At 29.2% G+C, this 24,828-nt stretch carries 21 protein-coding genes; 13 read left to right on the top strand and 8 right to left on the bottom strand.

The window, feature by feature from the left end; all coding sequences use genetic code 11:
- Positions 1–8: 8 nt before the first annotated feature.
- Both DS884_RS16605 and gpmI read right to left on the bottom strand, forming a co-directional pair.
- Positions 9–539, bottom strand: coding sequence for a TlpA family protein disulfide reductase (locus DS884_RS16605; protein WP_113787556.1), 531 nt, complete (start codon positions 537–539; stop codon positions 9–11).
- 15 nt (positions 540–554) lie between these two features.
- The gene (gene gpmI / locus DS884_RS16600) at positions 555–2,072 is read right to left on the bottom strand and encodes a 2,3-bisphosphoglycerate-independent phosphoglycerate mutase (protein ID WP_113787555.1); all 1,518 of its coding nucleotides are present in this window, start codon (positions 2,070–2,072) and stop codon (positions 555–557) included.
- A gap of 298 nt (positions 2,073–2,370) precedes the next feature.
- Here gpmI and DS884_RS16595 point away from each other — a divergent pair, with 298 nt between their 5' ends.
- Positions 2,371–5,736 (top strand): SMEK domain-containing protein, encoded by a 3,366-nt coding sequence (locus DS884_RS16595; protein ID WP_113787554.1) that lies wholly within the window; start codon positions 2,371–2,373, stop codon positions 5,734–5,736.
- 71 nt (positions 5,737–5,807) lie between these two features.
- Here DS884_RS16595 and DS884_RS16590 read toward each other — a convergent pair whose 3' ends face one another.
- A complete protein-coding gene (locus tag DS884_RS16590; RefSeq protein ID WP_093870160.1) occupies positions 5,808–6,593 on the bottom strand; it encodes a M48 family metalloprotease in 786 nt (261 codons plus the stop codon).
- A gap of 115 nt (positions 6,594–6,708) precedes the next feature.
- Between DS884_RS16590 and DS884_RS16585 the strand changes: the two genes are divergently transcribed.
- Entirely contained in the window at positions 6,709–8,466 is a 1,758-nt protein-coding gene (locus DS884_RS16585; RefSeq protein WP_113787553.1) for an aromatic amino acid hydroxylase, read from the top strand.
- Between the two features lie 34 nt (positions 8,467–8,500).
- Positions 8,501–8,776 carry a rhodanese-like domain-containing protein gene (locus DS884_RS16580; protein ID WP_113787609.1) on the top strand — a complete coding sequence of 92 codons (276 nt, stop codon included), beginning with the start codon at positions 8,501–8,503 and terminating at the stop codon, positions 8,774–8,776.
- Positions 8,777–8,872: 96 nt separating this feature from the next.
- On the opposite strand, the gene DS884_RS16575 is transcribed toward DS884_RS16580, so the two are convergent.
- From DS884_RS16575 to alaS, 3 genes are all read right to left on the bottom strand, one after another.
- Positions 8,873–9,823: a GSCFA domain-containing protein gene (locus DS884_RS16575; protein WP_113787552.1), complete on the bottom strand. Its 951-nt coding sequence runs from the start codon at positions 9,821–9,823 to the stop codon at positions 8,873–8,875.
- Positions 9,824–9,825: 2 nt separating this feature from the next.
- Complete coding sequence (locus DS884_RS16570) at positions 9,826–10,464, bottom strand: hypothetical protein (RefSeq protein ID WP_113787551.1); 639 nt, start codon at positions 10,462–10,464, stop codon at positions 9,826–9,828.
- 75 nt (positions 10,465–10,539) lie between these two features.
- Positions 10,540–13,155, bottom strand: a complete 2,616-nt coding sequence (gene alaS, locus DS884_RS16565) for an alanine--tRNA ligase (RefSeq protein ID WP_113787550.1) — start codon at positions 13,153–13,155, stop codon at positions 10,540–10,542.
- A gap of 154 nt (positions 13,156–13,309) precedes the next feature.
- Between alaS and DS884_RS16560 the strand changes: the two genes are divergently transcribed.
- The 10 genes from DS884_RS16560 to DS884_RS16515 all read left to right on the top strand — a co-directional run bounded on the left by DS884_RS16560 (position 13,310) and on the right by DS884_RS16515 (position 20,655).
- Positions 13,310–14,278, top strand: a complete 969-nt coding sequence (locus tag DS884_RS16560; protein WP_113787549.1) for a M23 family metallopeptidase — start codon at positions 13,310–13,312, stop codon at positions 14,276–14,278.
- Positions 14,279–14,287: 9 nt separating this feature from the next.
- Positions 14,288–14,617, top strand: coding sequence for a MerR family transcriptional regulator (locus DS884_RS16555; protein WP_093870165.1), 330 nt, complete (start codon positions 14,288–14,290; stop codon positions 14,615–14,617).
- Positions 14,618–14,628: 11 nt separating this feature from the next.
- Positions 14,629–15,222 carry a LemA family protein gene (locus DS884_RS16550; RefSeq protein WP_113787548.1) on the top strand — a complete coding sequence of 198 codons (594 nt, stop codon included), beginning with the start codon at positions 14,629–14,631 and terminating at the stop codon, positions 15,220–15,222.
- 3 nt (positions 15,223–15,225) lie between these two features.
- A complete protein-coding gene (locus DS884_RS16545; protein WP_093870167.1) occupies positions 15,226–15,663 on the top strand; it encodes a TPM domain-containing protein in 438 nt (145 codons plus the stop codon).
- On the top strand, positions 15,664–16,485 hold the full coding sequence (locus tag DS884_RS16540; protein ID WP_093870168.1) for a TPM domain-containing protein: 822 nt from the start codon (positions 15,664–15,666) through the stop codon (positions 16,483–16,485).
- 174 nt (positions 16,486–16,659) lie between these two features.
- Entirely contained in the window at positions 16,660–17,718 is a 1,059-nt protein-coding gene (locus tag DS884_RS16535) for a hypothetical protein (protein ID WP_147239420.1), read from the top strand.
- A 5-nt stretch (positions 17,719–17,723) separates the two neighbouring features.
- On the top strand, positions 17,724–18,107 hold the full coding sequence (locus DS884_RS16530; protein WP_113787546.1) for a hypothetical protein: 384 nt from the start codon (positions 17,724–17,726) through the stop codon (positions 18,105–18,107).
- A 64-nt stretch (positions 18,108–18,171) separates the two neighbouring features.
- On the top strand, positions 18,172–18,885 hold the full coding sequence (locus tag DS884_RS16525; protein ID WP_113787545.1) for a hypothetical protein: 714 nt from the start codon (positions 18,172–18,174) through the stop codon (positions 18,883–18,885).
- A 70-nt stretch (positions 18,886–18,955) separates the two neighbouring features.
- Positions 18,956–19,702, top strand: a complete 747-nt coding sequence (gene bla / locus DS884_RS16520; protein WP_113787544.1) for a subclass B1 metallo-beta-lactamase — start codon at positions 18,956–18,958, stop codon at positions 19,700–19,702.
- 92 nt (positions 19,703–19,794) lie between these two features.
- Positions 19,795–20,655, top strand: a complete 861-nt coding sequence (locus DS884_RS16515) for a hypothetical protein (protein WP_233487177.1) — start codon at positions 19,795–19,797, stop codon at positions 20,653–20,655.
- Positions 20,656–20,759: 104 nt separating this feature from the next.
- Here DS884_RS16515 and DS884_RS16510 read toward each other — a convergent pair whose 3' ends face one another.
- Together DS884_RS16510 and DS884_RS16505 are read right to left on the bottom strand one after the other, a co-directional pair.
- On the bottom strand, positions 20,760–21,134 hold the full coding sequence (locus DS884_RS16510; protein WP_093870171.1) for a DUF423 domain-containing protein: 375 nt from the start codon (positions 21,132–21,134) through the stop codon (positions 20,760–20,762).
- Positions 21,135–21,155: 21 nt separating this feature from the next.
- Positions 21,156–24,812 carry a ShlB/FhaC/HecB family hemolysin secretion/activation protein gene (locus DS884_RS16505; RefSeq protein ID WP_113787543.1) on the bottom strand — a complete coding sequence of 1,219 codons (3,657 nt, stop codon included), beginning with the start codon at positions 24,810–24,812 and terminating at the stop codon, positions 21,156–21,158.
- Positions 24,813–24,828: the final 16 nt, after the last annotated feature.

The raw sequence follows: 24,828 nt of genomic DNA, 5'->3' as shown, positions 1-24,828 counted from the left end.
ATTTACGTTTATTTTTGATATGGATGTTTATAAGGTTGTCCTGATATTATTTTTAAAATATCATCTTCAATCGTTGAGCCATCATGGGCATGTTCTACGAATCGACCAATTTCTTTTCCGTTTTTATAAAAGATAAAGGTAGGAACACGAATAATGTTAAAACCTTTTTCTAATCCATCTGCTTTTTTTTGACGATTTACAGTGATCATTTCAAGCTTTTTATAATTAAATTTAGCTTCGTCTAATAATTTGTAAAAATTAGGGATTTCACGTTTACTATCACCACACCATGTTCCCATAAATGCTTTTATTTTAATCCCATTTAAGTTTTTTTCTAACTTTTGAGCAGTTGCTTTTTCAATTTCATAATAAGAATAGAAATCATTAAACCAATCACTTCCGTAAGGCTCTTGTTGGAAGTCTTTACGAGTTGCTATTCCAATTAAATTACCGTCTTTATCTTTAGTCGCTGGTTTTTTAGGGACTGAAGCACATGAACTTATTAATATAAAGGATAAAATAAAAAGTATTTTTTTCATAAAAAAGATATGTTTTTAGATAAGAGAATGTTGTGTCATTTCTTTAGGTTTATCAATTCCTATTAATTGTAAAATTGTAGGAGCAATATCTCCTAAAATTCCATTCTTTATTGATTTTAATTCTTTGTCAATTAAAATCATAGGAACAGGGTTTGTTGTATGAGCAGTATGTGGTGTTCCATCTGGATTAATCATCGTTTCGCAATTACCATGATCAGCAATTAAAATTGTAGTATAATCATTTTCTAATGCAGTTGTAATTACTTCTTTTACACAACGATCAACGGATTCGCAAGCCTTAACAGCAGCGTCAAAAATACCAGTGTGACCTACCATATCTCCATTTGCAAAATTCAAACAAACAAAATCTACATCTCCTTTTTTTAATTCTGGAACAATAGCATCTTTTATTTCATAAGCACTCATTTCAGGCTTTAAATCATAAGTGGCAACCTTTGGCGATGGGCATAATAATCGTTTTTCTCCTTCAAACTCTTTTTCTTGCCCACCAGAAAAGAAAAAAGTAACATGCGGATACTTTTCTGTTTCTGCAATTCTAATTTGTTTTTTATTTGCTTTTTCTAAAACTTCACCTAAAGTGTTTTCTATATTTTTAGAATTGTAAATTACATTTATGTTGGTAAAAGTTTCATCATAGTTTGTCATAGTAACAAAATATAGAGGTAACTTTTTCATGTTAAGTTCAGGGAAATTGTTTTGACTTAAAGCATTTGTTAGTTGACGACCTCTATCGGTTCTAAAATTGAAGAAAATAATAACATCATCGTCTTTAATACTAGTTTTAGGGCTATTATTTTCATCAACCATTATAATTGGTTTTATGAATTCGTCAGTAACTCCATTTTCATAACTAGTAAGAATACTTTTTTCTGCATTAGAAGATTTTATACCATCTCCATGAATCAAGGCATTATAAGCTAATTGAATACGTTCCCAACGATTATCACGATCCATTGCATAATAGCGTCCAGTTATAGAAGCTAATTCACCAGTGGTTTGTTTCATGTGTTCTTGAATGTCATTGATGAAAAACTTACCTGATTTTGGATCGCAATCACGCCCATCAGTAAAAGCATGTAAATACACTTTTTTTAAATCATGGTCGTTTGCGGCAGTTAAAAGACCTTTTAAATGATTAATGTGAGAATGTATCCCTCCATTAGAAACTAATCCTAAGAAATGAACATTTTTATTATTTGTTTTAGCGTATTCAAAAGCTTTTAATAACTCAGGCTCATTTGCTAAAGTTCTTTCTGTTATTGCTTTATTAATTTTAGCAAGATTTTGATATACAATTCTACCTGCTCCTAAATTCATATGTCCAACTTCTGAATTCCCCATTTGACCTTCAGGTAACCCTACATGTTCTCCATCTGTCCGTAGTTCGGCATTCGGGTATTGGTCATATAATGAGTTAATAAAAGGAGTTTTGGCATTGTAAATAGCAGATACTTTAGGGTCTTGTGTAATTCCCCAACCATCAAGTATCATTAAAATTACTTTCTTGTTCATTATTTTAAGAATTGAATGGTAAATGTAAGAAAGAAATTAGTATTTGTATAAATGAATGAGATGAATTAATGGATTTGAAAATAGATTTTTACTGCATCAACAGGAAAAATTTATATAAATAATAAAAGTGGTACTGTAAAATAGTTATTTTTATAAATTATTAATCGTTGTGAAAAGAATTTTGACTATTACATAAAAACATAAGAAGACTACTTATGTGATAAAAATTGTTTCTTATTTATTCTTATTAGAAGGCAATAGATTAAAAAATGTATATAAAATTAATGATTTCAAATAAATGAATTTACCTACATTATTTAATAGTTTGAGTACGCGTTTTGGACTTTTAAAATCTAAAATGAAAATAGAAAATGCGGTTAATGATTTTGGGTTACAAGTATTGTTAGAGAACACAGCGATAGAAATTTTAAACACCGTTTATGGATATAAATTTATAAACGCTAATAAAGAATCATTAAACTTTGCAGCAGTTGATGCTTTAGATAATGAAAATGAAATTGCGCTTCAAATTACTTCAACTTTTAGTAAAATAAAAATAATTTCTACTATAAATAAGTATTTAAAAAACGATTTACATAAAAACCATAAGCACTTAAAGTTTTTCTTTTTAAAAGATGTGAAATCATTAAATAAAGGAACTATAAATGAAATTTCTAAATTATTAGAAACAAAAGGACTTAGTTTAAATGTAAAAGAAGATTTTATTGATTATGAGGCTATCTATCAAAAGTTATATTTTGATACTCCAGATATTCCTAAAATACTTAAGGTTATCGAAATAATTGATAATGTTTTAGGTGTTTTACCAATTAATAAGATTTCTAGTTTTGCTTCTTTGGGAATTTCATTTGAGAATGATGAAATGGAAAATGTTCACACACTTGTTTCAAGTCTTTTAAAGCAGGGGATTAACATTTATATTACATCTAAAAAGTTATATGATGAATTAAAAGATCATCGTTTTTTTGATTATTTGGTGCTAGTTAAGGATGTTAAAAGTATTAGCCATATTAATCATTATTTAATTATTATATCTAATCAATATATTCAAAAAAATTTAATAGAAGAAGAAAGCTGTGTTTTGTTTAAAACGTTATTGCATAACAATTATAAATCTAAAACATTAGCGTTCAATCCGTATATTAATAATTTAAATAGAATTAAAAATAAACGGTTTAGGGTTTATAATAACTTAGATACCGATAAAAAAAATATTCAAGAGTTTTCAGAAAATCTAGTGGTTAATTTTATGTCGTCTAATACATCTCAACTTAAAGTTGATACAGAAAACATAAAAGAGAGTTTAATAAGTATTCGTAAAGGTTTTGAACATAAAATACTTCTAGAGAATAATCAACAAAAAACCATTTTATTTTATATAAATAAAATGGATGTTAAAATTATTTATATTGTTTTAAAAAATGGTTTTTCAACTATTTCTACAATAGCTTATGTGAAAGGCCTTTCAAAAAAATATCCACTTAAAAACATTAATCTTTTAGTACCTCAAAACCCTAATCATAAAACTAGAAAAGTATTAGATACTTTTAAAGATAAGATAAGGATAGAAAACGTGTATTATATTGGAGAATTTTTGTTTGAAGAAACACTAAATGATATTAATCAATTACCAATTTTAGGAATCGATGATTTTGTATCGCCAGTAATCAAACATGAAACAAATAGTATTCATTTAGTAGATATTTTACATTGGATTGTTGAAGAACGTTCACCTTCTATAGGAATCATTGAAGCGCCTGGAGGAATAGGAAAAACAACTTTAGTTGAAAAAATACATGATGAATTAATTAATAAAGAAAATGAATATAAACATTTGGTTCTTTTTATAGAAGCTAATGCTTTTATTGAAAGTTTTAAGAATACTGATTTTTCAGATGAAACTGAATATGATTTGTATTCTATTTTTAAGAAATGCCATAGTCAAGGGAATAGCATAGATGAGCAGTTATTTTATAATAACTTTAACTATGGAAATATTTTAATGATAATTGATGGTGTAGATGAAATAGTGTCAACAATTACAAGTTTTAACTTAGATTCTTTTTTAATTAAATTATCTGAATTAGGGGAGAAAATAGGAAAAGGGAAAATACTCTTAACCAGTAGAGATTTATATGTAAAAGATATTCAAACTTTTTTAAACAAAATTAATGGTAATGGAAATGCTATTGTTGTTTATAATTTAATGCCTTTTAATAAAAAATTAGCCGAAAAATATTTTTCATTAAATGGGGTTTCTCCTTCAAAAATAAAAAGGGGGCTTTCGTTGTTACATGAATTTGTAATGGAAAAAGAGAAGGGTAATGAATATGTATATCCTCCTTTTGTTTTAGATGTTGTTCTTGATTTTATGAATTCTGAAGAGAATTTTGAGGTTGATTCCGAGATGTTTAATTCAAATTATTTACTATCAAACCATAGATTAGATTTTATTATTCAACAAACATTTAATAGGGAGGGAATAAAAAAACATGAGTATGGTTATGACTTAAGTATTGATAGTCAAGTAGCTTTTTTTACCCTTATGGCGATAGAAAAAATGGGTAGAATAAGAGAAGAAGAAATATTAGAAATAGTTAATCAAATTGATTTTATAAGTAATTCTGAAAAAGTAGCAAAAGGGTTAAGAGACCATCCTTTTATAAGAAAACAAGATGATTATTATGTTTTTATATACCGATTTTTGGCATCTGAATTTTGTGTTACTGGTGTTTTTAGCTTGTTGAAAAAGGAACCATTTATAGAAATTAGTAATGAATTAATAAGAGTTTTAGCTTTTGAAGCTAATTATAATTCTATCATAGCTAAAGGTATTATTGATAAAGTTAATTTAGATAATTCTTTTTCTAAAGATAATTTTTATGTTTTTATAAGAGGGTTAATTAATGATATAAAACAAAATAGAGAAGAGTTAAAGTTTATTGATAAAAAGGCAATAAGTAATTTGTTTTTATTGTTGTGTGAATATTACTCTAATGAAGAGAAGTATAGCAATGAAAATTTTAATCATTTAATTAAAGTTGTTTTTGGAGATAAAGAAGGGAGTTTTATCTCTAACTTTTATTTAATGGATGTTCCAGATAACTTCACATTATTATTAAACTTTAGTGGGCTGAATTTGAAAAATAGTGAGATTAATAATTTTAATAATTTTATTTTTTGTGGATTTAATGCTGATACATCTTTTGAAAATTCTTGTGAAATAAAGAATATAAACCTTCATGGAGTTTCTTTATTTGATAAGTTGGAAGAAGTATCAATAAATGAAGAAAATTTTGATAATGTTGTAGGAGATAATAGTCTTCATAAAATTTTAAGATTAAAAGAATTAGGTAAAAGCGGGATAGAAAAAGAGATTAGAAAATATTTGAAATCTTTTTATATCGGAAAAACACTCAAAGACGCTATAAAACTAAGAGAATTAAAAAATACATATCAAAATAACGATTTGATGGGAAAGATAACTAAGGAAATGCACAAACAAAATATCTTATTAGAAATTGATAATAGCGAATTAGTTATAAATACGAAGTTGAAAAGTAAAATCAATAAATTTGTATATCAGGGTAGGAGTTTTACTGAAATAAGAGAGGTGTTTAAAGGAATTGCAGTTTCTATTTAATGTGTTTTAAAATAGCCATAAAGTAAAAGTATAACTATAAAATTTGTTTTACTTCATGGCTATGCAAGTTTTTATTTGCTGTACTTTTTAATTGCAACTTTAATTTTTTCAATTCTATTTTCAGGGTCAGGATGTGTGCTTTGAAATTCAGGAACACGATTAGGTCCAGCTGCAGCTTTTAAAATTTCCATTACGTTTATTAGATAGCGAGGGTCGTAACCTGCATCTATCATAAGTTTTACACCCAATTCGTCACTTTCTAGTTCATCACCACGCCCATTTTTAAGTAAAGTTTTTTGACCAACACTATTAGCAAGTTGACCTAAATCAGCACCAACAGAAGCTCCCATTGTTAAAAGCTTCCAAAAGTTAGCTTCAGTAATTCTTTCATTTGAATGTTTACCTAAAACATGCCCAATTTCATGACCTAAAACCCCTGCAAGCATGTTTTCATTCAAGCTACCATTACTGTTTGTTAATTTTGAAAATAAAGCATAAGTAATAAAAATTTGACCACCAGGTAAAGCAAAAGCATTAATAGCTCTTTGATCTTTTAATAAATGAAAATCATATTTGTATCCAGACTTTCTTGCTACAGTATTATTTACTAATTTCTGACCAATTTGATCAACAATCTGTTGATATCTGTTGTCAGGATATAACCCACCGTGTTGTTGAGCCATAGAAGGAGCTTGTTGTAAACCAATGGCAATTTCTTGTTCTGGAGATAAACTAATAGATTGTGTTTTTCCTGTATAAGGATTTTCTTCTTGCTGACTACATTTTTTTAAATATGCAAACGCAACGATTACTAGTCCAATAAGTAAACGAATTTTAAAACCGCCTCTATTTCTCATTTTTATGCTTTGATTTTTTGTGTTAGCTATAAATATACAAAATATATAATTTAACGGATATCAGTTTTTTGTGAAGCATAAAAAACTTAAATTTACGCAGTTAAAATACCATTCTATGGAGGCTCATTTTGAATTGAATGAAGTAACTAAAAAGTTACCTAAACATTTACATAAATTTATAGTAAAACAACCTTATAATGAATATACTGCGCAAAATCAAGCAGTATGGCGTTATGTAATGAGAATGAATGTAGATTATTTGGGTAAGGTTGCCCATAAATCATACATAAAAGGTCTTGAAAAAACAGGTATTTCAGTAGAGTATATTCCTAGAATGGAAGGGATGAATCGTATATTAAAAGAAATAGGATGGTCAGCTGTTTCTGTTGATGGTTTTATACCTCCTAATGCATTTATGGAATTTCAAGCTTATAATGTATTGGTTATTGCTTCTGATATGAGAACAATTGGTCATATAGAATATACACCTGCGCCAGACATTATTCATGAGGCAGCTGGTCATGCTCCAATTATAGCAAATCCAGAATATGCTGAGTATTTACGTCGTTTTGGAGAAATTGGTGCAAAAGCTATTTCTTCTTCTAAAGATTTTGAAATGTATGAAGCCATTCGCTTGCTATCAATATTAAAGGAAGATCCTAATGCCTCAAAAGAAGCAATTGAAGAAGCACAAAAGAAAGTTGAATGGCTACAAGATAATATGGGAGAGTTGTCTGAGATGGCTCAGATAAGAAATTTACACTGGTGGACTGTTGAGTACGGATTAATAGGTACTGTCGATGATCCAAAAATTTATGGAGCAGGCCTTTTATCTTCAATTGGTGAAAGTAAGGGGTGTTTACAGGAAGAGGTTAAGAAATTACCTTATTCAATTGAAGCTGCAGATGTAAGTTTTGATATCACTAAACCACAACCACAATTATTTGTAACTCCAAATTTTGCACATTTAAGTTTAGTTTTAGAACAGTTTGCTAATAAAATGGCAATAAGAACAGGTGGATTAAAAGGAGTAGAAAAATTAATAGATTCTAATAATTTAGGTACTATTGAATTAAGTACAGGTATCCAAATATCTGGTGTATTTACAAATGTAATATCTGATGAAAAAAATCGCCCTATTTATATTCAAACAACTGGAGGTACTGCATTATCAAATAGAGATAAAGAGTTAATTGGACATGGAATAAATTATCATGCTGAAGGGTATGGAAGTCCAATAGGAAAATTAAAAGGAATCAATATTCCAATTGAAAATATGAGTCCTAGAGATTTAGAGGCTTATGGAATTTATGAAGGAAAACAAGTTTCTTTAGAGTTTGAAGGAGGAGTTAAAGTAGAAGGAGAAGTTATTACTGGTACAAGAGAGTTAAGAGGGAGGATTTTATTAATTTCTTTTAAAAATTGTACGGTAACATATGGAGAAAAAGTATTATTCCATCCTGATTGGGGTATATATGATATGGCTGTTGGTGTTGAGGTGGTTTCTGCCTATGCAGGACCAGCTGATGTAAACTCTTTTGAAGATTTAGGAAAAGTGTCAGAAACCAAAACTCATAAAATAACATACTCAGAATCTGATGAGAAATTATATTCATTATATGATTCGGTTAGAGAGATGAGGGAAAATGGTACGGTTTCTGAAGTTAAAATAAAAGATATTTTTGAACAACTAGAATCTCAATTTAAAAACGATTGGTTATTACCGTTAGAGTTATTAGAGTTAGCTTTTGATAAAGAATATTCAATAAAAAGTAGCATAAAAGAATATTTGAAGAAACTTAAAGGTAACAAAAGCTACAAAACATTAATAGAAAACGGATTATTTTTGCTTAACAATTACCAACAAGCATAAAATGGGATTATTTAATTTATTTAGAAAAAAAAACATGAGTAACGAAATTAAAGAATACTTAGAGAAAGGAGCAGTTGTATTAGATGTTAGAACTCTAGGTGAATGGAATGAAGGACATTCTGAAGGTGCTAAGCATATTGTTTTAAATACAATACCAGAAAATGTAGAAATAATTAAATCATGGGGCAAACCTGTAATTGCTGTTTGTAGAAGTGGAGGAAGAAGTGGTCAGGCTACTGATTTTTTAACTAATCATGGAGTTGATGTAATTAATGGTGGCCCATGGGGAAATGTAGATCAACATCTTTAAACTACTTTTAAGAAACTGTTTAAAATAAAAAAGGCAATCTGAAATAACATATCAGATTGCCTTTTTTATACTATATATAGTATAAAGTTGATGTTTTTAAAAGGAAATATGTGTGTGTGTGTCTTTTAAGATTTTTATTTTTTCTTGAAGATTACTTATAAATTTCTGGTGTGCTTCTGAATTAGGGTTAAAAGACCTATGTGCCAATCCTTTTTGAATAATTTCAATTTGATTCATTGTTTGTAAAGAATCGTTTGTAAACCAAGTTTGGTTGAATTTTTCCCAAATATAATTTATAGCTGTTGTATTAGGGTGAATCATATCTTCAGTATAAAAACGATAATCACGTAATTCATCCATCATTATTTCATAGGAAGGAAAATAATATGTTTTGTCTCGAGGCTCAATAATATTATGAATAGCCGTTAATAAATGTGATTTACTTCGTTGGTTTTCAATAAAACCATCTTTAATATGACGAACAGGAGATACTGTATATAGTATCGAAACATTTTTATTTACTGATTTTATTAATGAATTAATAGCGTCTAAACTTTCTGAAATTTCTTCAACAGATAAAATTTCTTTTAAAAACTTTTTTTGCGGTATTTTATGGCAATTAGCCACGATAGTGTCACTTTCTATAAATCGATATACCCAAGAAGTACCCAATGTAATAACTATATGTGAGGCAGTTTTTAATTGCTTTGAAGTTGTATTAATAGCTTCGTTTAAGCAATTTAATAGCTCATTTTTATCAGGAGAACTTAAAGAAGAATGAGCATCAAAAGTATGCCATCGTTCATTCTGAAAAAAGATATCTTGTTCAGTATATTCTTTTTGGTTAATTGCATTATTAACTATTGTTTCAATAGCTTTAGGATGAAATAAAATACCAAAAGGATTTTGTAGCGTTTTAAATTTATAATACGTTAATTTATTTCCGATATTTTCAGAAAAGCAAGAACCAATTAATACAACTTCCGATTGATAATCTAATTGATTATGCTGTTGAGGTTTTAGCGGTATTTGAGTTTGTAAATTCATGATTAACACTTTGATATTGTAATATAAGGAAGTCTTTTTTGAAACCAAGATTTAAGTTCTCTAAAATCTTTTTCTTTAATTTCAAGAAAAGAAATTAATTTCTCAGAATCATCTTGATACAATACAGTTATTTGATTTGGGGATATTTTAAATTCTTTAATGTTCTTAACTAAGAAGGTTCTTTTTTCTTTGCTGTTTTGATAATTTAAATCATTGTTTTTTAATTCAAAAGTTACTGTTTTTTGTAAGTAAACTCCTTTAATGTTATGTATAAAAATGATTGAAATAAATAACCAAATATTTAGTGTAGGTGTTTTTATAAAATAAATGAAAGCAAAAAAAAGAATGGTAAATATGATTAAAGATCCAATTGTATTGTCCATTCTGTTATAGTCATTTTGACTTGCTATAAACAATATATTTTTATTGTTTATGTTTATTACTGGTTTAAATGCAGTATACATTGAGTATAATAAAAAAGAAGACAATATTATTGTAAAATATTTATTAGGTATTTGATTAATGTAGGTCTCAATATTGATTCCAAATTTTAATTCAAGGATATATGTTAAAACTAAAGGTAATATAATAGGTAATAAGTTCTTTAGTAAGTTTATATATAAATTAGGTTCCTTTTTCATTTTTTTCTCACAAATATAAAAAGGTTCAAAGTAAATGAAAACTTTGAACCTTTTTTAAAATATTTTTAATCTGTTTTATCCGATGTATTCAATTGCTTTTTCTAATACTTTTGGAATTCCACCAGGGTTTTTACCTCCAGCAGTAGCAAAGAAATTTTGTCCACCCCCACCACCGTGAATGTACTTCCCTAATTCTCTAACTACTTTACCAGCATCATACCCACGTTCGTTTGCAAGTTCTTTAGAAATATAACAGGTTAACATTGCTTTTTCTGGTGAAGCAGAAGAAGCAAATAGAACAAATAAATTATCTATTTCCCCACCTAATTCAAATAGTAAGGTTTTAATACTAGTTGGATCTAAATCTACTTTAGTAGCTACAAAGTGAACACCATTAACCTCTTGTAATTGGTTTTTGATGTCACCTTTCATGTTTTTAGCTTTATCTTTTAATAATTGCTCTAATTGCTTTTTTAAATTAGCATTTTCATCTTGTAAAGCAACTACCGATTTAGTAAGATTTTTCGGGTTTTTTAATACCTGTTTTACTTCTGTGTAATTACGTTCAATATCTTCAAAGTAATCACCTACGGCTATATTGGTAATGGCTTCAATACGACGAATTCCAGCAGCAACGGCTCCTTCTGATTTTATTTTGAAATACCAAATATCACCAGTTTGTTGTACATGAGTTCCACCACATAATTCTGTTGATTGTCCAAAACGAATAGCACGAACACTATCACCATATTTTTCACCAAATAAAGCCATTGCACCTTCATCAATAGCTTGTTGCATTGGGATGTTTCTTTTTTCTATTAATGGAAGGTTTTCTCGAATACGAGCATTTACAAACTCTTCTATTTCTTGTAATTGATCTTTATCAACTTTAGAAAAGTGAGAAAAATCAAAACGTAAATGTTTAGGACTAACTAATGATCCTTTTTGTTCAACATGAGTTCCTAAAACGGCACGTAATGCTTGGTGTAATAAGTGAGTAGCAGAATGATTACTTGCAGATAATCGTCTAAATTCATCATTTACTACTGCTTTAAACGTGTCATTTAAGTTTTTAGGAAGGTTTTTAGCAAAATGAATAATTACATTGTTTTCCTTTTTAGTATCCGTTATATATATAACATCACCATTTGGAGTTTCAATGGCACCTTTGTCACCAACTTGTCCACCACCTTCAGGATAAAAAGGAGTCATGTTAAATACTAATTGATATTGGTCACCATCTTTTTTAGTTGTAACTTTTCTGTAACGTGTTAATTTTACATCAACCTCTAAAGTGTCATATCCTACAAATTCTTCAGTTTCATCTTCTACTAAAATAACCCAATCGCCAGTTTCACTTGCAGAAGCTGCACGAGAACGATCTTTTTGAGCTTTCATTCCAGCATTAAATTCCTCTTCATTAATCTCATATCCTTTTTCACGAGCAATTAATTGAGTTAAATCTAAAGGAAAACCATAGGTGTCATATAATTCAAAAGCTTTTTTACCAGATACTGTTTTTCCATTAGTATCTTCTATAACCTTATCTAATAATAACAATCCTTGATCTAGTGTACGTAAAAAAGAAGCTTCTTCTTCTTTAATTACATTATGTACTAAAGTGTCTTGCTTTTTAATTTCAGGAAAAGCAGCACCCATTTGATGTGATAAAGTTTCTGCTAATTTATAAATAAAAGGTTCTTTTTGATTTAAGAATGTAAATCCATAACGAATAGCTCTACGCAAAATTCTACGAATAACATAACCAGCACCATTATTACTTGGTAATTGACCATCAGCAATAGCAAAAGCAACTGCACGAACGTGGTCAGCAATAACACGAATAGCAATATCTATTTTTTCATCTTTACCATATTCAATCCCAGTGATGGTTTCAACTTCACGAATTAAAGGTGTAAAAACATCAGTATCGTAATTAGATTGAACTCCTTGTAAAACCATACATAAACGTTCAAACCCCATACCTGTATCAATATGTTTAGAAGGAAGCCCTTCTAAAGAATCGTTAGCTTTACGATTGTATTGCATAAATACTAAGTTCCAAATTTCAACAACTTGTGGATGATCTTCATTAACTAATGATTTTCCATCTACTTTAGCTTTTTCTTCGGCTGAACGAATATCAACATGAATTTCTGAACATGGCCCACAAGGACCTTGCTCACCCATTTCCCAGAAATTATCTTTTTTATTTCCCATTAAAATACGATCTTCTGAAATATATTGCTTCCATAAATCGTATGCTTCTTGGTCCATTTTAGTACCGTCTTTTTCATCACCTTCAAAAACGGTTACGTATAAAATATCTTTATCTATTTTAAAAACCTCGGTTAATAATTCCCAAGCCCAAGCAATAGCTTCTTTTTTAAAATAATCACCAAAACTCCAGTTTCCTAACATTTCAAACATAGTATGATGATAGGTGTCATATCCAACTTCTTCTAAATCATTATGTTTTCCTGAAACACGTAAACATTTTTGAGAATCTGAAATTCTATTATTTTTTGGTGTGGCATTACCTAAAAAGTATTCCTTAAACGGGGCCATACCAGAGTTGGTAAACATTAAGGTAGGATCGTTTTTTAGCACCATAGGCGCAGAAGGAACGATGTCATGTTGTTTCGATTTAAAAAAATCTAAAAATTTAGCTCTAACTTCTTGAGATTTCATACCACTCCAGTATCTTAAAATTGTTAATTTTTAACTAAAAAACCGCTTTAAATAAGTAGTTTTAAAACATTTTGTAAATTTGTGTGTTTCCAAACAATAACCCCTTAAATAAAGGCGCTCGTTTAAAGAGCACAAAAATAGTATATTTAGCATTATGGCGAAAGTAAAATATTATTATGATCCAGAGACGTTATCTTATAGAAAAATAGAGAGTAGATCAGCCGAAAAATATAAGAAAGCTTTTTTAGTGGTAACAGGAGGATTATTAATTGCTTTTTTAGGATTCATAGGTTTTAGTCAGTTTTTATTAACACCAAAAGAGAGAGCCCAAAAAAGAGAACTAGAAAACTTAAAGTTACACTATGAACTACTTTCAAAAAGAATGGACGAAAGCTCTGGTGTTTTAACTGAATTACAAGAAAGAGATAACAACATTTATAGAACATATTTTGAGGCAAGTCCAATTGCTGAAGAACAACGTAGAGCAGGTTTTGGTGGTGTAAATAGATACAAACACCTTGATGGTTTTGATAATAGTAGCATGATTAAAAATGTAACCAAAGAGTTAGATATTTTATCTAAACAAATGGTAGTTCAATCAAAATCGTTAGATGAAATAGTCAATTTAGCTAAAGAAAAAGAAAAGATGCTAGCTTCTATTCCTGCAATACAACCTGTGAAAAATGAAGATTTAAAAAGAATGGCTTCTGGGTATGGTATGCGATTACATCCTATTTTAAAATCTTGGCGTATGCATAATGGAATGGATTTTACGTCACCTACTGGAACACCAATTTTTGCATCAGGAAATGGAAAGGTAATTAAAGCACATAGAAGTTCAACTTTTGGAAAAGTAGTATACATAGATCATGGCTATGGGTATAAAACAATTTATGCTCATATGAGTAAAATGGTGGCTAAGAAAGGACAAAGTGTAAAAAGAGGAGATTTGATAGGGTATGTAGGTAATACAGGACGTTCTGCAGCGCCACACTTACATTATGAAGTTCATAAAAATGGACGACCAGTAAATCCTATTTATTTTTATTATGGCGATTTAACTCCTGAAGAATTTATAGCAATGCAAAAGGCGTCTCAGCAAAAGGGGCAGTCGTATGATTAAAAAATAAAAATGTACGTAGAGTTACCTGAAAAAAGATACTATAAAATTGGCGAAGTTGCTGATGCTTTCGGAGTAAATACTTCCTTGATCCGTTTTTGGGAAAAAGAGTTTGATGTAATTAAACCTAAAAAAAATGCAAAAGGGAATAGGTTATTTACAAAAGTAGATATTGAAAACTTTAAACTTATTTTTAATTTAGTTAAAGAAAGAGGCTTTACTTTAGAAGGAGCTAAACAAAAGTTAAAGAGAAATCCAGATAAAGTGGTAAACAATCACGAAATAATTAGTAGATTGGAAACTGTAAAAGCAGAATTAATAAAAATCAAAAATCAATTATAAAATCAAAAATTATGAAAAAATGGTTAGTGCCTATAATAATACTTGTTATCGGTTTTTTTATAGTAAGTTGGGGTATTGGAGTTAACAATGAGATTGTAGAGTTAAAAGGAGAAGCAGAAATAAAGTGGGCTAACGTTGAGAGTTCATATCAACGAAGAAATGATTTAATAGGTAATTTAGTAAAAACGGTACAAGGAGCTGCTGATTTTGAAAAATCTACGCTTACCGATGTTATTAATGCCCGTGCCAAGGCTACTTCTGTAAATATAAACGCTGGAGATTTAACTCCTGAAAAAATGGCACAGTTTCAGCAAGCTCAACAAGGATTAACTGGTGCATTATCTAAATTATTAGTGTCAGTTGAACGTTATCCAGATATTAAGGCTAATAAGAATTTTTTAGAATTACAAAGTCAATTAGAAGGTACTGAAAACCGAATAAAAATAGCTCGAGACCGTTTTAATAAAATGGCAGGGAAGTATAATATATTTATTGAAAAAATTCCTAATAATTTAGTTGCTTCTTTTAGAAGTTTTACTAAAATGAGATTATACCAATCTGATGCAGGTTCTGAAAACGCTCCTAATGTAGATTTTAAGTTTTAATTGATGTCTAAAGTTGAAGACTTTCTTTCTGTTCAAGAAGAACAAGAAATTGTTTCTGCGATTAGGCAAGCTGAACTAAATACTTCTGGTGAAATTAGAGTACATATTGAGAAGAGCACAACACTTTCTCATTATGATAGAGCACTAGAAGTATTTAGTACTTTAAAAATGTATAATACCAAGCAAGAAAACGCAGTACTTATTTATGTAGCTGTTGAAGATCATAAGTTTGTAATTTATGGTGATAAGGGTATTGATACTGTAGTACCTAAAAACTTTTGGGACACTACTAAAAATACGATGCAGGAGCAATTTAAAAAAGGCAATTTTAAGCAAGGGATTATTGATGGTGTTTTAAAAGCAGGTGAAGAACTAAAAGCACATTTTCCTTGGCAGACTAATGATGAAGATGAGTTGTCTAATGAAATATCAAAAGGCTAAATGAAATTGAAAAAGACCATTTCTACTTTAATCCTTATATTTTCACTATTTAGTGTTTTTAATATCTTTTCTCAAGGTTTTGAAATTCCAAAGAAGCCGAAAAAAGAAAAAGATCAGACGAGTTTATTTGATTATATAGGCTTATTAACTCCACATGAGAAAACTACATTAGAACAAAAATTAATTAAATATTCAGATACTACTTCTACACAAATAGTAGTTGCTGTTATTAATTCCACGAAAGGCGAAGAAATAGGTTATTTAGCTACAAATTGGGCACATGAATGGGGAATAGGTCAAGAGAAAGTAGATAATGGTATTTTTATATTGTTAGCTAAAGATGATAAAAAGATTACTATTAGAACTGGTTATGGGACTGAGCATTTATTGACTGATTATGTTTCACGTCAAATAATTGAATACAACATTATTCCTTACTTCAAAAAAGGAAATTACTATGCAGGTTTAGATAGTGGAATTAATTCGATATTTAAAGTACTTCAAGGAGAATTTAAAGGAGAAAGAAAGCGGTCTAAAGATGGTTTTGACCCGAGTTTTATTATTTTTATTATAATACTTATTATATTCTTTATCATAATATCTCGCGGAAACCGAGGAGGTCGAGGCGGCGGAAGAAAATATAGAAGATCAGATCCAGCTAGAGATATCTTCGATACTATCATACTAAGTAATTCTGGAAGAGGAGGTTTCGGAAGCGGAGGTTTTGGAGGTTCTTCAGGTGGAGGATTTAGTGGCGGCGGTTTCGGAGGAGGCTTCGGAGGCGGAGGCTTTGGCGGAGGTGGTGCAACTGGAGGATGGTAACATAAAAATACTTTTCAGTTTTAAAAAATATACAAATATAAAACCACTGATTTTTCAGTGGTTTTATATGTAAATAAGAGTTTAGTTTTTAAAATTACCTAGTACTAGGTATTTCTTTGATAGATTGTTAGTGATAAATTGCGTGTACTTATTAATCACTAACAATCATTAATTATGAAATCGTTTAAAATATTATTTGCAACTACGTTTTTTAGCTTGTTTTTATTACAAAGTTGTATGATTCATAAGTTAAAAGTAAATCGAGCTGAAAAAACATTTTTTGGAGTAAAAAAAATAATTTCTGAATCAAATCATGTATGTTTTTTTATAACTCATGGAATGGGGGTAAATAATTTAGAATTTGCAGATAAACTAATTTCTGAAATAACAAATAAAGAAGGTTTTAAAAAGATTAAAACTACCTATAATAATAACAGTCGGTATAGCAAGGTTAAAATTATAACTTATAAAAAAGAAGATAAAAAAATGAGTTTTTATATTCATGGATGGTTTCCAGCTACTTCATGGAAATTTCTTCTTCATTATGTAGATACAAACAGTGATAGGTTAAAAACTATGCAGAATATAAAAAGTAGTTTAATGAATGAATCTGTTTCTGATGTTATCATGTATCAAGGGAATTTTCGAAATATAATAAAAAAAGATATGGAGATAACGTTGAAGTTAATGGTAGAATCTGATGCAAACGCTAAAATAGTTGGTGTTTCTGAAAGCTTGGGATCAAAGATTTTTATTGAAACAATGAATGATAACTTAAAAAGCGAACAACTATGGGCTAAAACATGGCAAAATAATTTAAGCACTATTTTTATGTTGTCCAACCAGTTGCCTTTATTGTATATGGGAGACCTAAAACCAAACTCTACAAGTAGTATTACAACAAAATCTCAAAAAGATCAGGCTGTTAAAGAGGTTTATGCAGCACTTAATGAGTATACAAAACATAGAGGGAATAGCGATGTTAAAGCTCAGTTAATAGCTATTTCAGACCCTAATGATTTATTGAGTTATTCTGTTCCAAAGAATACAATTTATACTAACAATTTTAATTTAGTTAATGTATTTGTAAGTGTTGCAAAAAAAGGATATTCATGGCCTTTTGGAAAACCTTTAATAGTGAATCCAATTAATGCACATTTAAAGTACCAAGAAAATGAAAATGTAATTAATTATATATTAAACGGATATACTGGAGTTAAAATAAAAAGATAAGTAATATGGCTATTAAAAATCAAACTAAGAATTTTGAAGAAAAAGACATAAGTATTTCTAATAACAATACAGGTTGTGGTTATAATTTAACAGATGATCAAAGATTTGAACTTATAAAAGAAGGCTTCTTGTTAGAAGATGCTAATAGCAATGGGTTTAATTTTTTTTCAAAATTAAACTACGTATATAACGACGATGTTTATGCTAAACATTATAATGGCGAAATTTGGAGAATCGTATATCTAGGACAACCAGCAATTATAAAACACTATCAAGGGCTACAGTATACTTGTGGAGGAGCTTATGGATATCCAATAAGTCAAGATGGTGGTTATTTAAAACATGTGAAATTAGGAAGTATAAAGTTTTTAAATAATTATATACCATAAAACTGTTTGCTGAATACTAAACAATTCCCTAGTTTAATGCTTTCAAACTAATCAATACTGAATAATGGAAAATAAAGAAGCTCCTGAAAAAAGTAAAATAGATTTTATAAAATGGTTTATAAATACAGTAGTAATAGGATTATTAACTTTTTTCTTTTCATGGGTTTTGGATGAACGAAAACAAGGGGTTGAAGAAATAAAAGTATACAATACATATGTTGAATTAATAACAAAGGTAGACGGATTAGCTGAGAGAAGATTATTAGCAGAGTTTTTTTCAAACGTAACAGTGTCTGGTCAGTTAAAAGAAGGATGGAAAGACTATTATGATATTTTAGATAAGCAATACAAAAATGAAATAGCTAAACAAGATTTAATTATTTCTAAAACTGATACAACGACTATAGAAGGGAAATTTGAACTTGAAAAAGCAATTTTGAAAAAAAGTAAAATAGAAGGTACAGGTGTTATATCTCCTATTATAACAAAACTAAACCCTCAAAACTTTAAATTGGCACTACAAAAAGAGTTAGAAGGATTTTCATTATTGATAGATAAAGATATTGAGGGAGCTATTTTAGCTTTTTCTGAATCTGAAAATGCATATAATTCATTTCATCAAGTATATGAAATAGAAAAATACTTGAAAAGTAAATTGCAGTCAGAAGAAGTAAAAAGTGATGAGTTTTGGAAAATTATTTATAAAGACTTACTTGAAAAATATAGCTGGAAAATGCCTAAAATAATTAAATTTAAATTAGAAAAATTCTCGAAATAATGAGTTGCTTATACTAAGTAAATTGAGAGAAGTATTTTCATAATTGTATCTTTGCAAGAAATAAATTATTATGAAAAACTACTTTTATATTACAGGTGTTATATTACTATTTTTAATTACTGTTAGTTGTAAAAAAGAGATTCATGCATCTAACGAAGTTTATTCTTCAGAAACATTAAAATTAAAACAACTAACCGATAATGTGTATGTGCATACTACATTTTTAGATACAGAAAGTTGGGGTAAAGTAGCATGCAACGGCATGGTAGTTATAGATAATAATGAAGCAGTGATTTTTGATACATCATCTAAAAATAAAGTAGCGAAAGAATTAATTACTTGGATAGAAAACCAAAAAAAAGCTACCATAAAAGCTGTAATACCCACTCATTTTCATGTTGATTGTTTAGGAAGTTTAGAAGCGTTTCATCATAAAGAGGTACCATCATATGCTAGCCTAAAAACGATAAAACTAGCTAAAGAGCAGGGTACTATTATACCACAACATGGCTTTCATAATAATTTTGAATTAAAAGTAGGTAATAATAAGATTATTTGTGAGTTTTTAGGAGAAGGTCATACGAAAGATAATATAATTGGGTATTATTCTAAAGATAAGGTATTGTTTGGAGGTTGTTTAGTAAAAACACTAAAGGCTAAAAAAGGGAACTTAGCAGATGCTAATGTTAAAGAGTGGTCAAATACCGTTAATGCAGTAAAAGGTAAATATAAAGATGCTAAATGGGTGATACCTGGGCATGGTAATGAAGGAGATACTTTATTGTTAAATTATACAATAGCGTTATTTAAGGAATAACTGGATAGTTAATATTATACATAAACTAACTTTATAGTGTGGCTTAGAAATTGTTTTTTAAGTACCTTTACTATTATAAGTAATTCTTTAAAATGAAAAAGGTATTCTATTTTTTTTTAAGTATATTTTTAGTTTCAAGTTGTACAAATTATGGGCAATTAAAAATAGTTGGCTCAGTGCCGGATGAACTAGAAGAGGTGTCTGGAGTTGAAAAAATAAAAGGCTCAGATATTTTATGGATGCATAATGACGGTGGAAATGAAGCTGATATTTATGGTGTAAATGTTTTTGGTGAAATACAACAAACAATAGCACTGACTATAAAAAATAAAGATTGGGAAGACATTACTTCAGATGAAGAAGGTAATTTATACATTGCTGATTTTGGGAATAACGGTAACAAACGTAAAAATTTAGTTATTTATAAAATAACTGCAGAAGAACTAGCGTCTCAAAATATAATAACACCAGAAAAAATTAAATTTAAGTATCCTAATCAAACTAAATTTCCACCCAAAAGGAAAAAACGTTTTTTTGATGCTGAATCATTATTGTATTTTAAAGGGGGGTTATATGTTTTTACTAAAAGTCGTGTAAAAGGTGCGTATGGTAAAACAAGTTTATATAAAGTACCAACTACAAAAGGAAAATATACTGCAGAATATATTGATACGTTTGAAAATTGTAATAGTAGTATACACTGTTGGGTAACTGCAGCATGTGTATCTCCTGATAAAAAAAAAGTAGCCTTACTAACTCATGATCAAGTATTAATTTTTACAGATTTTACTAATGATAGTTTTTTCAGTGGAGTAGTAACTGAACATGATTTAGGGCATACTTCACAAAAAGAAGGAATTACTTTTAAAGATAATAACACACTTTATATTACTGATGAACAATCTCATGGAGCTGGAGGGAAGTTGTATGAGTTTTCCCTTGTGGAAAAATAAAAATTTGTTGACTTGAAATCTGTCATAGCGAGTATACGAAGCTATTAAAAAATACTTCTTTCGTGTCCCAATCTTAATGAAGTTAAAAATATACTTGGAATAAATTATAGGTTAATAATTTCAACAAATAAAAGGATCCAGCCAATAACTAAGAATAGTCCACCAAGTGGAGTAATTGGACCAAGAAAACGTAGCTTTTTGCCTTTGGCATCTGATAAAACCAATCCGTAAATACTAAATGAGAAAAGTAAAACTCCAATTATAAAGCTCCATCCTAATAATGGATTTGGTATCTTGAAGTTAAAACCAATAGTTAGTAAAACAATAGCATGGTACATTTGGTATTTCACTCCTGTTTCAAAAGATTTTAATTGATGATCAGTTAAAATTTTCTTTAAGGCATGGGCTCCAAAAGCACCAAAAATAACTGCTAGCATTCCAAAAATGGCTCCAAAAAATAAAATGGTTTGTTGTGTCATAATTTGTTTTAAAAAATTGTGTTAAAAAGAAAATCCAATACCAAAAGCAACTCTATTCTCATCAGTGTTTCCTTGGAAGTAAGAAATATTTAGGGTGAATAAATCAATTCCACTTAACCAAACAGAACCACCATAACTTGTGTGCCAGGTTGAATTTGAAACTTCTCTTGGACTCCAAACACGTCCGTAGTCAAAACCAGCAGAAATTCCCATTTTTAATGGTAAAAAAGAAGTTTTAATTTCTCCAAAGCGCAATCGTAAATCATTACTATGATAAAAGCTTTGAGTTCCTGTAAAACGCTGACGGTTAAAACCACGTAAGCTTTTATCACCACCTAAAGTAGCAGCTTGATATATTTCAAATCGATTACCAATATTGATATGCGTGCCAACTTCAGAAGCAAAAACTAATGAACGATTTTGCACCAAGTTTTGATAAATAGCTAAAGAAGATTTAATATATCCAAAACGCCTTTCAAAGTCATTAATTTTTGATTTTGCTCCAACTGCTAATTCAAAATTCATTCCTTTAGTTGGGAAGCTTACATTATCAATTCTGTTATGAGTAAAACCAAGTTCACTTCCTATAAAATAATTAGTATCAAAAATATTAATAGCACTTTGATTGTGATTTCTAATGTTTCTATTCGGTGTGTTTTGTACACGAACACCTTCTATAGAAGAAGCTAATTGAACAGCAAACCCACCTCTAAAACGTTTTAAGAGTGCTGGCGAAAAGCTTAATTCACTTTTCTTAATACGATAATAATCTAAATCTAAATTTTGATTGTTTATACTGTTATTACCCCATCCAAAAAAGTTAATAGAATAATTATCACTAGTTGCTTTTGCGCGTATTGCTAAACTCCAATCTCCTATAAATTCAGTAAACTCACCATTATATTCAATGTCAAAACCATTAATAGCTGAAAAATAGTTTGCTGATAAAGAATGTTGATTTGCAAATGGACGTTTTTTAAACCCTTGTCGTGTATGGGTTACAGAGGCGCCAATAAAGAAACCATCATCTGGATTACTACCTAAGCTAGGAAAAACAAGAGTAGTGTTGTTATCTATATCTCGGTGATTATAGGTGTTTCTATAGTAATTGTCTGAGCGTAAATCGGCAGTTTCCTTGTTTCCGTTTACGGTATTTTTCTTTGATTTAGAATCGTAGATTTTTGTTTTCTTACTCCAACCAGCTACTGAAGACTCATCAGTATACACATCATGATCTTGTCCTCCTATTAAGCGAACTAAAATACCGTTTTTAACTTTTCCAGTTATGGTGAAAGTATCATCACCATTTAATCCATAGATTTGAATTTCATTCGTTTCTTTGGTCGTAAAAGTGCGTTTATAGATTGTATTTTTCTTACGAGTAACAGTAACCCTAGTTTCAGTGTTGTTTATACGTTCTATTGAGAATATATCCTTTTTGTCAGTACCTAGAATGTATACAGTTTTAGCTTGTTTTGTATAGTATCTACGAGCAATGCTTTTTAATTTATCTCTTCGTGATTTTATTTTTGCAATTGTTTCTTTTCCGTCTAGTTCATAAATCTTGGTAGGTAACTTTTTTATTGAAGCTTCAATAATATCATCTGTTAATTGTTTTTGAATATAATCCGCTTGTGTTAACCAATCTTTTAAAGTTAATTCATTTAAAAATTCAGCATCAAAAAAACGAGGATAATTGTTATACCATTTCATATTTTTAATATCATTTTCAAAAGTTTGCATGTTTTTAACTAAAGGAGCAAACTGTTGAAATAAAGGAATCATAACTCCGTCGAATTTAGAAAAAGGTTGATCTCTATCTCTAGGTATAGGTCGGTAATAGGTGTTGCCATTATCGGTTTTAAATGAAGCCCAACGCCATTGATCTTCATGACGATCCCAATCTCCAATTACCATATCAAACAAGCGAGAACGTATAGCCCATTCTTGATCTACTGTATGCTTTCCATTTTTACGAATCTTTTCTAATACATCAAAAGTATTTATAATGTTCGTTGAATTACCAAAACTATCTACATCTTCTCTATTACCAGCAGGACGTTCTTCTAATAAATATAAACCACCTCCAAAAATAGTGTTGTATTTACCTAAAGCTGGTTGTTTAGGCATATAGTATAGCTTAGGATTTGTATGGTAAATATTCACAGCTTCTGCCATATCAGGAATAACAAATGCAGCATATGGGTGTGACATAGTAAAAATATCTTGTACAACGTCAATTAAAAAAGTCCCTTTTAAGATTCCTCCCATAATACGACTACCATCTTTATACATAGAACGTAGTACATATTGTTTTCCTTCAGAATTTTCAAGACGAAGTGAATTTGTTTGGTTTCCTCCTCCTTGTCTAATAGGCTTTAATCCACCAAAAACAGACTCTAATTCTAAAACAGGTACTTGTATTTTTTTACCATATTTTTCACGGTGTAAGTCTCCCCACATAAATTTATGAAATCCACTTACTTTTGTAGCTTCTGAAGGATAAATAGAAGTTTCAATAACTTTTTTATGAGCATTATATTCACTAAAAACAGGAGCTTTCTTTACTGTTTTTGGAGCGATAATTTCTTTACTAAATAGCAGCTTATTATTATCGGTAGTGTTAGCAGCGTAATATTCAATTACAGCAGAACCATCTTTATGAAAATTTAATTTAGCATATCCGTGATTACCATAGGTGAAAGGAGCATTATAACCAGCTAAAGCAGGTGATTGTTTAGAACCTGAACCACTTACTACTTGTTTGAAACCATCATTTTCTATATACTGAAGGTTGTGTTCATGACCACCAACAAAAACAATGTTATTTTTAAAGTCATCAGCAATAGTTTTTATTTGTTCTATAAAATCTGTGTAACTTTTGTTAAAATTGTCAGTTTCAATACCAGCATGTGAACGCAACATATTTTTTAGAGTACCTAAAACAGGTATAGGCTTCATATGGTCTTTAAAAGAAAAACTACCACCATGAGGTCCATTACTATATAATGGGTGATGCATAGCTACTACTACATTTTTATAACGATTTTTTTTAAACATTCCAGATAGTTCATCCATAAAATGTTCACGTGTTTTAATATCACAATTCTCATTAATAGTTGGGTGATTATTCCAGTCAGTAATAAACCATTTACTGTCAATAATAATAAGAGTTAAGTTATCATTGATGTTTACTTTTTTTAATCCACATCCTTTTTCTGGTAAAAAAGAATTTTTACCCAAGGCCTTTTCTACCATTTTTTCTTGGCGTTTTAAACCTTTTAAACCATTATACCAATCATGATTACCAGGAGTGAAAATAGTTTTTCCTTTAAAGTTTTTTACAGCATCTATTTGAATTTGTAATCTATGTTCAGCTAACGCTCTTTCAGTAGTTTTCTTTTTAGGCATTCCTATAGGATATATATTATCACCTAAAAAAAGAGCTGTACTATTTTTTGTTGAGGTTTGTAAATCTTTTTGAAAATACTCTAAAGAAAGTAAGTTCTTACCTAAGTCAGCATTACCAGCATCTCCAATTAAATAAAAAGAGTGAGAAAGCTCTTTATTAACTTTAATTGTTTTAGGTGCTTTATTATTGGCATATTGTGCTTTATACGTTGCACAGCCAGTTATAAAAATAAAGGCAATGAAATATAGGAAAAATCTAATGTTCATAAGTGGTTTTATTGAA

This window comes from Tenacibaculum sp. E3R01, assembly GCF_003318185.1.
Lineage (GTDB): Bacteria > Bacteroidota > Bacteroidia > Flavobacteriales > Flavobacteriaceae > Polaribacter > Polaribacter halocynthiae.
The sequence above is the reverse complement of the archived record's forward strand: the minus strand, read 5'-3'. Positions and strand labels throughout refer to the sequence as shown.

Bases quoted from the DNA above. Each gene is read 5' to 3' on its own strand.
- DS884_RS16605 (WP_113787556.1), bottom strand. From the start codon at position 539: ATGAAAAAAATACTTTTTATTTTATCCTTTATATTAATAAGTTCATGT.
- gpmI (WP_113787555.1), bottom strand. From the start codon at position 2,072: ATGAACAAGAAAGTAATTTTAATGATACTTGATGGTTGGGGAATTACA.
- DS884_RS16595 (WP_113787554.1), top strand. From the start codon at position 2,371: ATGAATTTACCTACATTATTTAATAGTTTGAGTACGCGTTTTGGACTT.
- DS884_RS16590 (WP_093870160.1), bottom strand. From the start codon at position 6,593: ATGAGAAATAGAGGCGGTTTTAAAATTCGTTTACTTATTGGACTAGTA.
- DS884_RS16585 (WP_113787553.1), top strand. From the start codon at position 6,709: ATGGAGGCTCATTTTGAATTGAATGAAGTAACTAAAAAGTTACCTAAA.
- DS884_RS16580 (WP_113787609.1), top strand. From the start codon at position 8,501: ATGAGTAACGAAATTAAAGAATACTTAGAGAAAGGAGCAGTTGTATTA.
- DS884_RS16575 (WP_113787552.1), bottom strand. From the start codon at position 9,823: ATGAATTTACAAACTCAAATACCGCTAAAACCTCAACAGCATAATCAA.
- DS884_RS16570 (WP_113787551.1), bottom strand. From the start codon at position 10,464: ATGAAAAAGGAACCTAATTTATATATAAACTTACTAAAGAACTTATTA.
- alaS (WP_113787550.1), bottom strand. From the start codon at position 13,155: ATGAAATCTCAAGAAGTTAGAGCTAAATTTTTAGATTTTTTTAAATCG.
- DS884_RS16560 (WP_113787549.1), top strand. From the start codon at position 13,310: ATGGCGAAAGTAAAATATTATTATGATCCAGAGACGTTATCTTATAGA.
- DS884_RS16555 (WP_093870165.1), top strand. From the start codon at position 14,288: ATGTACGTAGAGTTACCTGAAAAAAGATACTATAAAATTGGCGAAGTT.
- DS884_RS16550 (WP_113787548.1), top strand. From the start codon at position 14,629: ATGAAAAAATGGTTAGTGCCTATAATAATACTTGTTATCGGTTTTTTT.
- DS884_RS16545 (WP_093870167.1), top strand. From the start codon at position 15,226: ATGTCTAAAGTTGAAGACTTTCTTTCTGTTCAAGAAGAACAAGAAATT.
- DS884_RS16540 (WP_093870168.1), top strand. From the start codon at position 15,664: ATGAAATTGAAAAAGACCATTTCTACTTTAATCCTTATATTTTCACTA.
- DS884_RS16535 (WP_147239420.1), top strand. From the start codon at position 16,660: ATGAAATCGTTTAAAATATTATTTGCAACTACGTTTTTTAGCTTGTTT.
- DS884_RS16530 (WP_113787546.1), top strand. From the start codon at position 17,724: ATGGCTATTAAAAATCAAACTAAGAATTTTGAAGAAAAAGACATAAGT.
- DS884_RS16525 (WP_113787545.1), top strand. From the start codon at position 18,172: ATGGAAAATAAAGAAGCTCCTGAAAAAAGTAAAATAGATTTTATAAAA.
- bla (WP_113787544.1), top strand. From the start codon at position 18,956: ATGAAAAACTACTTTTATATTACAGGTGTTATATTACTATTTTTAATT.
- DS884_RS16515 (WP_233487177.1), top strand. From the start codon at position 19,795: ATGAAAAAGGTATTCTATTTTTTTTTAAGTATATTTTTAGTTTCAAGT.
- DS884_RS16510 (WP_093870171.1), bottom strand. From the start codon at position 21,134: ATGACACAACAAACCATTTTATTTTTTGGAGCCATTTTTGGAATGCTA.
- DS884_RS16505 (WP_113787543.1), bottom strand. From the start codon at position 24,812: ATGAACATTAGATTTTTCCTATATTTCATTGCCTTTATTTTTATAACT.